General features: G+C 69.6%; 11 protein-coding genes and 1 rRNA gene. 8 read left to right on the forward strand and 4 right to left on the reverse strand.

What is annotated here, in order from left to right:
• The first annotated feature begins 99 nt into the window (after positions 1–99).
• Positions 100–2,874, forward strand: coding sequence for a pyruvate dehydrogenase (acetyl-transferring), homodimeric type (aceE, locus tag ACZ5J1_RS09525; protein WP_464558118.1), 2,775 nt, complete (start codon positions 100–102; stop codon positions 2,872–2,874).
• Position 2,875: 1 nt separating this feature from the next.
• On the opposite strand, the gene ACZ5J1_RS09530 is transcribed toward aceE, so the two are convergent.
• Complete coding sequence (locus ACZ5J1_RS09530; protein WP_464558120.1) at positions 2,876–3,838, reverse strand: alpha/beta fold hydrolase; 963 nt, start codon at positions 3,836–3,838, stop codon at positions 2,876–2,878.
• A gap of 74 nt (positions 3,839–3,912) precedes the next feature.
• Between ACZ5J1_RS09530 and ACZ5J1_RS09535 the strand changes: the two genes are divergently transcribed.
• The 7 genes from ACZ5J1_RS09535 to ACZ5J1_RS09565 all read left to right on the forward strand — a co-directional run bounded on the left by ACZ5J1_RS09535 (position 3,913) and on the right by ACZ5J1_RS09565 (position 10,974).
• On the forward strand, positions 3,913–5,070 hold the full coding sequence (locus ACZ5J1_RS09535; RefSeq protein WP_464558122.1) for a PucR family transcriptional regulator: 1,158 nt from the start codon (positions 3,913–3,915) through the stop codon (positions 5,068–5,070).
• A 104-nt stretch (positions 5,071–5,174) separates the two neighbouring features.
• The gene (locus tag ACZ5J1_RS09540) at positions 5,175–6,359 is read left to right on the forward strand and encodes an acyltransferase domain-containing protein (protein ID WP_464564759.1); all 1,185 of its coding nucleotides are present in this window, start codon (positions 5,175–5,177) and stop codon (positions 6,357–6,359) included.
• The gene (locus ACZ5J1_RS09545) at positions 6,359–7,372 is read left to right on the forward strand and encodes a beta-ketoacyl-ACP synthase III (RefSeq protein WP_464558124.1); all 1,014 of its coding nucleotides are present in this window, start codon (positions 6,359–6,361) and stop codon (positions 7,370–7,372) included. The genes ACZ5J1_RS09540 and ACZ5J1_RS09545 overlap by 1 nt, the downstream gene beginning before the upstream one ends.
• A gap of 58 nt (positions 7,373–7,430) precedes the next feature.
• The gene (locus tag ACZ5J1_RS09550; RefSeq protein ID WP_464558126.1) at positions 7,431–7,682 is read left to right on the forward strand and encodes an acyl carrier protein; all 252 of its coding nucleotides are present in this window, start codon (positions 7,431–7,433) and stop codon (positions 7,680–7,682) included.
• 56 nt (positions 7,683–7,738) lie between these two features.
• Positions 7,739–9,004: a beta-ketoacyl-[acyl-carrier-protein] synthase family protein gene (locus ACZ5J1_RS09555; protein WP_464558128.1), complete on the forward strand. Its 1,266-nt coding sequence runs from the start codon at positions 7,739–7,741 to the stop codon at positions 9,002–9,004.
• Positions 9,004–10,425 carry an acyl-CoA carboxylase subunit beta gene (locus tag ACZ5J1_RS09560; protein ID WP_464558130.1) on the forward strand — a complete coding sequence of 474 codons (1,422 nt, stop codon included), beginning with the start codon at positions 9,004–9,006 and terminating at the stop codon, positions 10,423–10,425. Before ACZ5J1_RS09555 ends, ACZ5J1_RS09560 begins: the two co-directional genes overlap by 1 nt.
• Positions 10,426–10,491: 66 nt before the next feature.
• Positions 10,492–10,974, forward strand: a complete 483-nt coding sequence (locus ACZ5J1_RS09565) for a hypothetical protein (protein ID WP_464558132.1) — start codon at positions 10,492–10,494, stop codon at positions 10,972–10,974.
• 12 nt (positions 10,975–10,986) lie between these two features.
• Here ACZ5J1_RS09565 and ACZ5J1_RS09570 read toward each other — a convergent pair whose 3' ends face one another.
• From ACZ5J1_RS09570 to rrf, 3 genes are all read right to left on the reverse strand, one after another.
• Positions 10,987–11,514, reverse strand: coding sequence for a DUF3145 domain-containing protein (locus ACZ5J1_RS09570; RefSeq protein WP_464558134.1), 528 nt, complete (start codon positions 11,512–11,514; stop codon positions 10,987–10,989).
• Positions 11,515–11,701: 187 nt separating this feature from the next.
• Positions 11,702–12,760: a tetratricopeptide repeat protein gene (locus ACZ5J1_RS09575; RefSeq protein WP_464558136.1), complete on the reverse strand. Its 1,059-nt coding sequence runs from the start codon at positions 12,758–12,760 to the stop codon at positions 11,702–11,704.
• A 115-nt stretch (positions 12,761–12,875) separates the two neighbouring features.
• Positions 12,876–12,992 (reverse strand): 5S ribosomal RNA (gene rrf, locus ACZ5J1_RS09580).
• Between the last annotated feature and the right edge of the window lie 50 nt (positions 12,993–13,042).

Raw genomic sequence — 13,042 nt, forward strand, 5'->3', positions numbered from 1 at the left:
CGAGCGCGCAAGAGCCCACGCCGTTCCGCCTGCCAGAACAAAAAGGGGTGTACTCGTCAGTAAGTTTTGAGTCCTGCCAGGGAGTGACACCATGCGAAGGTGACCGAATCCACCACTCCGGCGCAGCCGACCCCCACCGTCATCCACGAGGGGCTCCCCACCCAGCTTCCCGACATCGACCCCGATGAGACCAGGGACTGGCTTGCTTCGTTCGACTCGATGGTCGACGCGCGCGGTCGTGACCGTGCCCGTTACGTGATGCTGCGACTGCTGGAGCGCTCCCGCGAGCGCGCCATCGGTGTGCCCGCGTTGCGCAGCACCGACTTCATCAACACGATCCCGCCGGAGCGCGAGCCCTGGTTCCCGGGCAACGAGGACATGGAGCGCACGATCCGCTCCTACATCCGTTGGAACGCCGCGATGCTTGTCTCCAGTGCCAACAGCAAGGGTCTGGAGGTCGGCGGCCACATCGCCACCTACCAGTCCAGCGCCTCGCTCTACGAGGTCGGTTTCAACCACTTCTTCCGCGGCAAGGACCACCCGGGCGGCGGCGACCAGATCTTCATCCAGGGTCACGCCTCCCCCGGCATCTACGCCCGCGCGTTCCTCGAGGGTCGTCTGACCGAGGAGCAGCTCTACCGCTTCCGCCAGGAGGTCCAGCACGGAGTCGGCCAGGGCCTCTCCTCCTACCCGCACCCGCGGTTGATGCCCGACTTCTGGGAGTTCCCCACCGTCTCGATGGGTCTGACCGGGATCAACTCGATCTACCAGGCGCGGTTCAACCGCTACCTGCACAACCGGGGCCTCAAGGACACCTCCGACCAGCGCGTGTGGGCCTTCCTCGGTGACGGCGAGATGGCCGAGCCCGAGTCGATGGGTGCACTGCGGATCGCGGCCCGCGAGGAGCTCGACAACCTGGTCTGGGTGGTCAACTGCAACCTGCAGCAGCTCGACGGCCCGGTCACCGGCAACGGCAAGATCATCCAGGAGCTGGAGTCCAACTTCCGTGGCGCCGGCTGGAACGTGATCAAGGTCGTCTGGGGCCGCGAGTGGGACGACCTGCTCGCCCGCGACGTCGACGGCGTCCTGGTCAACAAGATGAACACCACCCCCGACGGCGCGTTCCAGACGTACTCCGTCGAGGACGGTGCCTACAACCGTGAGCACTTCTTCGGTCCCGACCCGCGCCTGCGCGACATGGTCTCCCACCTCTCCGACCGCGACATCGAGAAGCTGCCGCGCGGTGGCCACGACTACCGCAAGATCTACGCCGCCTTCGACTCGGCCACCAAGCACGCCGGACAGCCGACGGTGATCCTGGCCCACACGGTCAAGGGTTGGACGATCGACTCCCTGATGGGCAAGAACGCCACCCACCAGATGAAGAAGCTCGGTGTCGAGGACGCCAAGCGCTTCCGCGACCGGCTCGGCATCCCGATCACGGACCAGTCGATCGAGGAGACCTACGCCGCGACCGGCAAGTTCCCGCTCTTCCACCCCGGCGCCGACTCCCCCGAGATGCAGTACATGATGGAGCGGCGCAACTCCCTCGGCGGCTCGCTGCCGAAGCGGGTCACGCGTGCCGAACCGCTCGAGCTGCCCGGCGACAAGGTGTACGACGGTCTGACCAAGGGCAACTCGCACAAGGTCGCCACCACGATGGCTGCGGTCCGTCTGCTCAAGGACTGGATGCGCGACCCGAACATCGGCGCTCGCCTGGTCCCGATCGCTCCCGACGAGTACCGGACGTTCGGCATGGACGCGATGTTCCCGAGCGCCAAGATCTATGACCCCCACGGTCAGCAGTTCGAGGGCGTCGACCGGGAGATGCTGCTCCAGTACAAGATGTCGACCGGCGGCCAGATGCTGCACGAGGGCATCTCCGAGGCCGGCGCGATGGCCTCGGCCACCGCTGCGGGTTCGGCCTACGCCACCCACGGCGTGCCGATGATCCCGTTCTACATCTTCTACTCGATGTTCGGCTTCCAGCGCACCGGTGACTCGATCTGGGCGATGACCGACCAGATGGCGCGCGGCTTCCTCGTCGGTGCCACGGCCGGTCGGACCACGCTGACCGGTGAGGGTCTGCAGCACGCCGACGGCCACTCGCCGCTGCTGGCCGCGACCAACCCGGCGGTCGTGCACTACGACCCGGCGTTCGCCTACGAGGTCAGCCACATCATGCGTTCCGGCCTGGAGCGGATGTACGGCACCGGTGGCGCGCACGGCAACGGTGAGGACGTCGTCTTCTACATCACCGTCTACAACGAGCCCGTCGCCCAGCCGGCCCAGCCCGAGGACGTCGACATCGCCGGCATCCTCAAGGGCATGCACCGCACAAGCGTGGCCACGGCCAGTGGTCCGCGGGTGCGCCTGCTCGCCTCCGGCGTCTCCTACCCGTGGATCAACGAGGCCGCCCGGATCCTCTCCGAGGAGTGGGGCGTCGCGGCCGACACCTGGTCGGTCACCTCGTGGAACGAGCTGGCTCGCGACGCGATCGAGGCCGAGTCCTGGAACCTCAACCACCCGGGCGAGGCTCCGCGGACGTCGTACGTCGCCGACAGGCTCGCCGGCGACTCGGCACCGGTGATCGCGGTCAGCGACTACATGCGTGCCGTGCCGCTGCAGATCGCTCGTTGGGTCGGTGCGGACTACCGGGTGCTGGGTGCTGACGGATTCGGTTTCGCCGACACCCGTCCCGCCGCGCGTCGCTTCTTCCAGATCGACGCCCAGTCGGTCGTCGTCCAGGCGCTGCAGGCGCTGGCCGACGCCGGTGAGATCGACCGGGCTCTGGTGGAGAAGGCGTTCGCCACCTACCGGATCGACGACCCGACCACGATGGCCGGCGTGAAGCAGGAGGGCGGCGACGCCTGATTCAGGCGAGCTCCCCCGTGGGCTCGACCGAGTCCTCAACCGCGTGAAGTGGTGCCGCCTGGCCAGACTTGAGCAGGCGGCGCCACTTCGCCCGGGAGTAGGACGCCGGGACGGTGGTGGCCATGAAGTCGTCGAGCAGGGTGACGAACTGGACGGGGTGGTCGCGATGCGGGAAGTGGCCCGCGTTGGGGATCACCACGACCCGTGCCTCCGGAGCCAGCGTGGCCACGATGCCGGCGTGCTTCGCCGGGATGACCATGTCGTCCTCGCCCCACACCACGCACAGCGGCATCGCCTCGGTCAGGTAGGCGCGGTCACGCATCGTGACGACCTGGCCGTGCAGGTCGATCGAGTTCGTCACCAGCCGGCGGACCGCGCGACGCTTCCCGGCGTCCTTGAACGAGGCGACGATGTCGGCGACCTCGTCGAAGTCACGCGTCTCCTTGCGCCCCACCGTGCGGTGCAGGAGTCGCAGCACCCCGGTGTTCAGCTCGACCACGCCCGGGAGCGTCAACATCGTCAGGGCCAGGTCGAAGCCCGGCAGGGCGAGCATCCGGATCAGCGGGGTGACCTCGCGGCCGAGGCCGCCGGGGTCGACCATGAAGAGTCGTTCGGTGCGCTCGGGGAACTGGTAGCCGAACTGCATCGCCACGCCGCCACCGAAGCTGTGCCCCACGACGGTGACCTTGTCGATGCCGAGCACCGTGAGCAGGTCGCGCATCCCGTTGGCGTAGCCCGCGACGCTGTAGTCCCCGCGCGGCTTGTCGGACTCGCCGTGACCGAGCAGGTCGGGCGCCACCAACGTGTAGCGCTCGGCGAGCTGGTCCCACACCGGGTCCCAGGTGTGCCGGTCGCAGGCCAGGCCGTGCAGGAGCAGCAGGACCGGCGCCTCGCCGAGCTCGCGACCACCGAACGCGTAGGCGCGCCGGTGCCCATGGATGGTGACGAACCGGGTCTGCGGCATAGTCAGGGATTGAATCACGGGTTTGTTACACCCGTGATCGAATCAGGACCAGTTTCACCGTCAGGAGAGCATCGATGAGCCGCCGTCCCGCCCCGCCCGGATCCGCCGTCCTCAAGCGGTCCACCGGCAAGCTGGCCACGGCCGCCACCAGCCGGATGGAGTCCGACCTGGCCTGGTTCGGCGAGCTCTCCGCGGAGAACCGCTCCTGGGTCGGCCTGATCGTCCAGGCCGGTATCCGCGGCTTCACCGAGTGGTACGCCGGCGGCCAGGTCGCTCGGGTCGACGGACCCGCTCTCGCGGCCACGATCTTCGGTACGGCGCCGCGCGCTCTGACCGGCATGATCACCCTGCAGCAGACCGTCGACCTGGTCCGGCTCGCGGTCGACGTGATCGAGTCCAACGTCGACCACCTGGTCGACCCCGAGGACGCACCGGCGGTGCACGCCGCGATCGTCCGCTACGCCCGCGAGATCGCCTTCGCGACCGCCGAGGTCTACGCCCGGGCGGCCGAGCAGCGCGGTGCCTGGGACGCCCGCCTGGAGGCGCTCGTCGTCGACGCGGTGCTGCGCGGCGAGACCGACGAAGCCGTGCTGTCCCGGGCCGGCGCCCTCGGCTGGGCCGGCGCCGGCGACCTGCTGGTCGTGGTCGGCCCGGCCTCGGAGGGCGGCACCGACGTCTTCGAGGAGGCCCGCCGGCTGGTCCGGATCGGGGGGATGGACGCGCTCTGCGCGTTGCACGGGGACCTGCTGGTGGTGCTCGTCGGTGGCGTGGACAAGGCGTTGGAGGCGGCCGGTCTGCTCGACGGGCTGTTCGCGCCCGGAGCGGTCGTGGTCGGGCCGGTGGTCAGCTCGGTCCGGGAGGCCACCATCTCGGCCCAGGCGGCGTTGGCCGGCTACCGCGCGAGCGCGGGCTGGATCGACGCTCCGCGGCCGGTGCTCGCCGACGACCTGCTGCCCGAGCGCATCCTGGGCGGCGACACGGTCGCGGCCGACCAGCTCGTCACCGAGGCCTACCTGGCGCTGGACAACCCGGCCCTGATCGAGACGCTGAGCGCCTACCTCGACGCCGGCGGCTCGCTGGAGGCGACCGCCCGGCAGCTGTTCGTGCACAGCAACACGGTCCGCTACCGGCTGCGCCAGATCGCCGACGCGACCGGCCTCAACCCGGCTGCGGCCCGGGACGCCTGGACGCTCCGGGTCGCACTCTCCCTCGGTCGGCTCCGCGGACTCTGATTCCGCCGTCAGGCGGGGCTTGTAGGAACTCTCCAAAGTCCCTTGCCTATCTTCGTCACGCCGTGGTCAAGGTGACCCACCAGTAGCCAGGCATCGTGGACGTCGTGCTTGTTGTTGTCGCTCCCGGTCAGGGATCACAGACCCCCGGAATGCTCCTCCCCTGGTTGGAGGACCCCACCTTCGCTGCTCGCCTGGACTGGCTGAGTGCGGTGGCGGGTCTCGACCTGCGCCACCTCGGCACCGAGGCGGACGAGGACACCATCCGGGACACCGCGAACGCCCAGCCGCTGCTGGTCGCCACCGGCCTGCTGGCCGCCCTCGAGGTCTTCCCCCACCCGGCCGACGCGTTCGGCAAGATCGGTGCAGTCGCCGGGCACAGTGTCGGCGAGCTCTCCGCCGCCGCCGGTGCCCGCGTGATCACCGGTGAGCAGGCGATGGTCCTGGTCCGCGAGCGTGGTCGGGCGATGGCCGGTGCCGCCGCCACCACCGCGACCGGCATGACCGCCGTGCTCGGCGGGGACCGCGAGGACGTCCTGGCCACCCTCGAGCGGCACGGTCTCGTCGCCGCCAACGACAACGGCCCGGGTCAGATTGTCGCCGCCGGCACGCTCGAGCAGCTCGCCGCGCTGGCCGCCGACCCGCCGGCCAAGGCCCGCCTCGCCCCCCTCAAGGTGGCCGGCGCCTTCCACACCGAGCACATGGCTCCCGCGGTCGGCCACCTCGCCGGCCTGGCCCGCTCGGTCTCCGTGCACGACGCCCGGACCCCCGTGATCTCCAACCGCGACGGTCGCATCCTGCACGACGGCCCCGACGTCCTCACCCGGATCGTCGGTCAGATCTCCCAGCCGGTCCGCTGGGACCTGTGCATGGAGGCGATGGCCGACCTCGGCGTCACCGGCATCCTGGAGATGCCCCCGGCGGGCACCCTGACCGGGATCGCGAAGCGGTACTTCGGCAAGGAGGTCGAGACCTTCGCGCTGAAGACCCCCGACCAGCTCGACGACGCCCGCGCCTTCGTCAACAAGCACGGCGAGCCCTCGCCGATCGAGCTGACCCCGACCTGGCGGATGGTGGTGGCCCCGACCAAGGGCACCTTCCACCTCGACAGCACCAGCCGCGACAGCGACGTCCTGCCCGCCGGTGCGGCGATCGGCGACATCGTCAGCCTGCGTGACCGGATCGTGGTGACCGCCGCCCACGGCGGCCAGGTCGTGGAGTGGCTCGTCGAGGACGGCGACCTGGTCTCCCCCGGTCAGCCCCTCGTGCGGCTCCACCCGGCGGCGGTCTGATGCCCGCCTCCACCCCGAAGGCGACGCTGACGACCCCGACCGGAGCGGCCCACGCCCGGATGCTCGGGATCGGCGCCTACCGTCCCTCGCGCGTGGTCCCCAACGCGGACCTGGTCGAGGCGATCGACTCCACCGACGAGTGGATCCGGACCCGCACCGGCATCACCGAGCGTCGGTGGGCGACCGAGGACGAGACCGTCACGCTGATGGCCACCGAGGCAGCGCGAGCGGCCCTGGCCGACGCGGGCGTCGACGCCCGTCAGATCGACTGCGTCATCGTGGCCACGGTCACCCACCTGACCCAGACGCCCTCCCTCGCGGCGATCGTCGCGCACGAACTTGGCACCGACCAGCCGGCGGCATTCGACATCTCTGCCGCCTGCGCTGGTTTCTGCCACGGGATCGCCCTCGCCTCCGACCTGGTCCGCGCTGGTAGCGCCGGCCACGTGCTCGTGATCGGTGTCGAGCGGCTTTCCGACATCACCGACCTCACCGACCGCGGTACGGCGTTCATCTTCGCCGACGGCGCCGGCGCGGCCGTTGTTGGACCGAGCGATTCCCCTGGGATCGGTCCGGTCGTATGGGGCTCCGATGGTGAACGCGCCGACTTGATCACCCAGCGGGAGACCTGGGACGTTGCCTTGGATCGTGGATCCCTCCCCCACCTCACCATGCAAGGCAACTCGGTCTTCCGCTGGGCCTCTTTCACGATGGCGAAGACGGGCCTGGAGGCACTGGATCGGGCCGGCATCACCGCCGACCAGCTCGACTGCTTCGTGCCGCACCAGGCCAACCTTCGGATCATCGACGCGATGGCCAAGGCGATGAAGCTGCCCGACACCGTCAAGATCGCCCGCGACATCGTCGACATGGGCAACACCTCGGCCGCCTCGATCCCGCTCGCCCTGGAGCGGATGAAGCGGGAGGGCGACGCGAAGTCGGGCGACCTCGCCCTGCTGATCGCCTTCGGCGCCGGGCTGGCCTGGGCCGCCCAGGTCGTCGTCGTCCCCTGAGCCACCTCTGTTTTCAACCCACCACCGTGGCCGCTCGGCCACCAATGAAAGGAACACCATGAGCAACACCGAAGCCATCCGCGCCGCCCTCGCCGAGATCGTCAACGAGGTCGTCGGGACCGACGTCGACGACGTGCAGCTCGACAAGAGCTTCACCGAGGACCTCGACGTCGACTCGCTGTCCATGGTCGAGATCGTCGTCGCCGCCGAGGAGAAGTTCGGCGTCACCATCCCCGACGACGAGTTCAAGAACCTCTCCACCGTCGGCGACGCCGTCACCTACATCGAGAACGCCGGCGCCACGGTCTGACCTCGGTCAGACCCACACCAGCACCACCCGGCACCACACACAGCAGGAGCAACGAAATGGATCGCGTCCGCGTCGTCGTCACCGGTCTGGGGACCACCAACCCCGTCGCCGGTGATGTCTCGTCCACCTGGGAGGGCCTCCTCGCAGGCACGTCTGGCATCCGCCGGCTCGACCCCGAGTACGCCGCCGGACTGCCGGTCCAGATCGCCGGTCGGATCGCGGTCGAGCCCAGCGAGGTGCTCGACCGCGTCCAGGCCCGTCGGATGGACCGGTCCACGCAGTTCGCCGTGATCGCGGCGGACCAGGCCTGGGCCGATGCCGGCTTCGCCGGTCCGACGACCGAGATCGGTCTCGAGCCCGAGCGGGTCGGGGTCGCGATGGCCTCGGGCATCGGCGGCGTCAACACGCTGCTCGACAACCACGCTGTGATGCTGGAGAAGGGCCCGCGCCGGATCTCCCCGGTCGCCGTCCCGATGCTGATGGCCAACGCGCCGGCGGCGACCATCGGACTCCGCCTGGTCGCCCGGGCCAGCGTGCACGCGCCGGTCTCGGCCTGTGCGTCGGGCAACGAGGCGATCGCGATCGCCGCCGACCAGATCCGTCTGGGCCGCGCCGACGTGATGGTCGCCGGCGGCACCGAGGCGGCCATCCACCCGCTGACGATCGCTGCCTTCGCCAACATGATGGCGCTGTCCAAGACCGGCTCCGAGGAGGGTGGCGACCCGACCGCGGTCAGCCGTCCCTGGGACTCGGCCCGCGACGGCTTCGTGATGGGGGAGGGTGCCGGTGCGCTGGTCCTCGAGCGGCTCGAGCACGCCCAGGCCCGCGGCGCCACGATCTACGCCGAGGTGCTCGGCACTGGGATCTCGAACGACTCCCACGACATCGCTCAGCCCGACCCGGAGGGCCGCGGCGGTTCGCGGGCCATCCGGCTCGCGATGGCGGAGGGCGGTATCTCCGCCTCCGACGTCGCCCACGTCAACGCGCACGCGACGTCGACCCCGCTGGGCGACATCGCGGAGGGCCTGATGCTGCACGCCACCCTCGGATCGCACGTCGACCGCGTCGTGGTGACCAGCACCAAGTCGATGACCGGTCACCTGCTCGGTGGGGCCGGCGCGCTGGAAGCCGTGGCGACCGTGCTGGCGCTGAAGAACCGGATCTCGCCGCCGACGATCAATCTGGACAACCTCGACCCCGCCGTCGAGCTCGACATCGCGACCAAGCCGCGCGAGCTCCCGCTCGGCGACATCGCTGCCCTGAACAACTCCTTCGGCTTCGGCGGTTCCAACGTCGCGGTCGCCTTCGGAACGGTCTCCTGATGACTCTGACTGCTGAAAAGCCCTCCCGTCTGGAGGACCCGCGCCACCCGGTCCAGCGCCTCACCGCGCTGTTCGACGAGGGATCGCTCGAGCTGCTCTCCCCCAACGACGACTCGGGCATGATCGCCGCCCTCGGCACCGTCAACGGTGTCCGCTCGGTCGCCTTCTGCTCCGACCCGACCGTGATGGGCGGCGCCATGGGCGACCTGGGCTGCCGGGTCGTCGTCGACGCCTACCACCGGGCGCTGACCGACCGCATCCCGATCATCGGCCTGTGGCACTCCGGTGGGGCCCGCCTCGCCGAGGGCGTGCTCTCGCTGCACGCCGTCGGCCGGATCTTCCGCGTGATGACGCAGGCCTCCGGCGTCATCCCGCAGATCTCGATCGTCCTCGGCCCTGCCGCCGGCGGTGCGGCCTACGGTCCCGCGCTGACCGACGTGGTCATCCTCGGCCCCGAGGGTCGCATCTTCGTCACCGGTCCGGACGTGGTCCGGTCCGTCACCGGCGAAGACGTCGACATGCTCCGCCTCGGCGGACCCGAGCCGCACGGCCGTCGCTCCGGCGTCGTCCACCTCGTCGCCGAGACGGAGGCCGACGCCCTGGCCCAGGGCCGCGAGGTCGCCACCCTCCTGGCCGACCAGCGCAGCCTCTCCCTGGACGCCGTCGACGACGTCGACCTCGGCTCCCTCCTCCCGGAGAACCCAAAGCGCGCCTACGACGTGCACCCGCTCGTCGCCGGCATGCTCGACCCCGGCAGCGAGCTCGAGCTGCACGCCCGCTGGGCTCCCAACATCGTCACCACCCTGGGCCGTTTCGGCGGTCGGACCGTCGGCGTGATCGCCAACAACCCGCTCCGCCTCGGCGGCTGCCTCGACTCCTTGTCGGCCGAGAAGTCGGCCCGCTTCGTCCGGCTCTGCGACGCCTTCGGCATCCCGCTGATCGTGCTCGTCGACGTGCCCGGATACCTGCCCGGCGTGGGCCAGGAGTGGGACGGCGTCGTCCGCCGTGGGGCGAAGCTGCTGCACGCCTTCGCCGAGGCCTCGGTCCCGCGGGTCACCCTGGTCACCAGGAAGACGTACGGCGGCGCCTACATCGCGATGAACGCGGCATCGATCGGCGCGACCAAGGTCCTCGCCTGGCCGGGCGCCGAGGTGGCCGTGATGGGCGCCGTGGCCGCGGTGCGTGTCATCCACCGTCGCCGGCTCGCCGAGGTGCCCGCTGACCAGCGCGCAGCTGTCGAGGCCGAGCTGGCCGCCGAGCACGAGCGGATCGCCGGTGGCGTCGAGCGCGCCGTCGAGCTCGGCATGGTCGACGAGATCGTCGAGCCGAACCGCACGCGGTCGGTGATCGGGGCGGCGTTCGCCTCGGCCGTGGACCGTGACGGCATCCGCCGCGGTCACCACGGGAACATCCCGCTCTAAGGAGCACCGAAGCCTGATCGAATGCCCCGCGGCGTAACTCCCGCGGGGCATTCACGTTGAACCGGTGTGAAGCGCGTCACGTTGGCTGCTGTCCTGTCGCTGGGCCTCCTCGGGCTGTCCCCGGTGGGCCCCGCTGACTCGGCGACCTCTCCGGTCACCGTCAGCGCACCGACCCAGGTGCTGAAGAAGGGCTGCGCGCTCTACCGCTACTCCTACCGCATCGAGGTCGACGAGGCGGAGTACAACTGGCTGCTGCAGGTGCAGATCACCGATGCCGGCGGCACCAACCAGGCGTTCCAGTTCTTCACCTCAGGTGAGCCGGGTGATCCGACCAGCGGGACGTCGACGTTCCAGCTCTGCTCGGCCAACGTGCACGCGCCAGGGATGTTCACACTCTCAGGAGAGCTCGACCTCGACAACGGCGTGAAGCAGACCGTGGTCCACTACACGCCGGTGAAGTTCAAGATCGCGCCTGCGCCGGCCAAGAAGAAGGCCGTGAAGCACAAGAAGAAAAAGAAGAAGGCGAAGAAGGCGAAGAAGAAGCACTGAGGTCGGGCGACCTCAGACGACCTGGTGCAACCAGCGCACCGGGGCACCCTCGCCGGCGTGGCGGAAGGTCTCCAGCTCGTCGTCCCACTGCTTGCCCAGCAGACGGTCGATCTCGAGCTCGAGCGTGGTCTCCCCCAGCGCCGACTTCACCACGGCGGCCTTGAGCCGGTCCTCGGGGATCATGATGTCCCCGTGCAGGCCGGTGACGGCGTGGTAGACGCCCAGGTCGGGCGTGTAGGAGAAGCGGACGCCTTCGGAACCGGACGTCGGCTCCTCGGTGATCTCGAAGCGGAGCTGGCTCCACCCCTTGAGCGCGGAGGCGACAGCAGCCGCAGAGCCGACCGGACCGGTCCAGGACAGCTCGGCGCGGTAGGTGCCGGCCTGAGCGGGCTGGGGGATCCAGTCAAGGCTGACGGACGTGCCGAGCACGCCGCCGGCAGCCCACTCGACGTGCGGGCACAGCGCGGAGGGCGCCGAGTGCACGTAGAGGACGCCCCTCGTGGCGGTACGAGAGGACGGCGCAGTGGTGTAGTTGGTCACTTCTGGTTCTCCTTCGTTCCGGCGTGAGCGTCGCCTTCCCCAGCGTTCTCACCGTGGAACTCAGACCAACCGAACTGACCGAACCACATCTGTGTACTTATGTGACCATTGTGGCCGAAGTTGAGCCACAACTCCAGCGATCCACGCCGAACAAGTCGGATCGGCGTGGATCGCTGAGTCGGACGGATCAGTCCTCGGTGCGGGTGGCCTCGAGCTTCGCGGCACGGTCGGCCGCGTCGGTGAGCTCGTCGGCGTCGATCGCGAAGGTGCGGTGGAACCACGTCAGCGCCTCGGTAGGACGACCGGCAGCCTCCAAAGTGTCCGCGTAGGCGTAGCGGAGACGCACGACCCAGGCGGCACGGCTCTTGCTCATCAACGGGGCCTGCTCGAGGGTTCGCAGCGCGGCGTCGAGCTGACCGAGGTCACGGCGCGCGCCCGCCTCGACGATGGTCATCTCGGCCTTCGCCTCGGGCACGAAGTTCTTCACCGACGGGCTGTGGGCGAGCTTGATCGCCTGCTCGGGCTGACCGAGAGCGCGGTGGCAGTCGGCCATGATCGGCAGGTAGTGGGGCGCACCGTTCATCCGCTTCGCCGCTCGCAGCTCGGCCAGGGCCTCGCTGTAGTGGCCAGCGGCGTAGGCCGCCTCGCCGAGCGCTTCACGCACGACCGCCAGGCGCTGGGCACGACTCTTGGCCGCCTTGGCGTGCTGGTACGCGAGCTCCGGGTTCGACTCGATGAAGTAGCCGGCAGCCGCGAGATGGCGCGCGACGCGGTTGGCGAGCTTCTCCGGGAGACCCTTCAGCTGCGCGGCAACGGCGCGATCGAGCTCCTTGCCGGTGATGTCCTCGGGCAGGTCCGGCCCGTCGTAGGCCTTCTGGTCCGCGCTGCGCTCCTCGGCGCCGCGGTACTCGCGCCGGGGAGGACGGTCGTCCTCGCGACGCGGCTTGTACGGACGCTCGCCGGGCTTGCCGGAGCGTTCACCGGACCGCTCGCCCGGCTTGCCGGAGCGGTCGTACGGCTTCTTCTCGTACGGCTTCTTGTCCCCCGGCTTACCGGTCCGGTCGTACGGCTTCTTCTCGTACGGCTTCTTCTCGCCCGGCTTGCCGGACCGCTCACCGGGCTTGCCGGAGCGGTCGTACGGCTTCTTGTCGCCGGGCTTGCCGGAACGGCCAGAGCCGCTCGCGCCGCGGTTCCCACCGCTGCTTCGTCCCTGACCCGATCCGCTGCTGCGACGCTCGTCAGCCATCTCTCGTCTCCTCTATGAGTCGCGTGGGGTCAAACCTACCCACGCCTGTGTTGTGTTTGAAGTTCCAGAAAATCATCAAGGGGGCCACCTCGCGGTGGCCCCCTTGGAAAATATTGTCCGGCGGTGTCCTACTCTCCCACAACCTCGCGGTTGCAGTACCATCGGCGCTGAAAGGCTTAACTTCCGGGTTCGGGATGGGACCGGGTGTTTCCCTTTCGCTATGACCGCCGTAACTCTTGCCCCAACATCGTCGATATCGACGTGTCGGGAAGTCACAGTTGT

The sequence above is a fragment of the Nocardioides sp. JCM 18999 genome, from assembly GCF_055391175.1.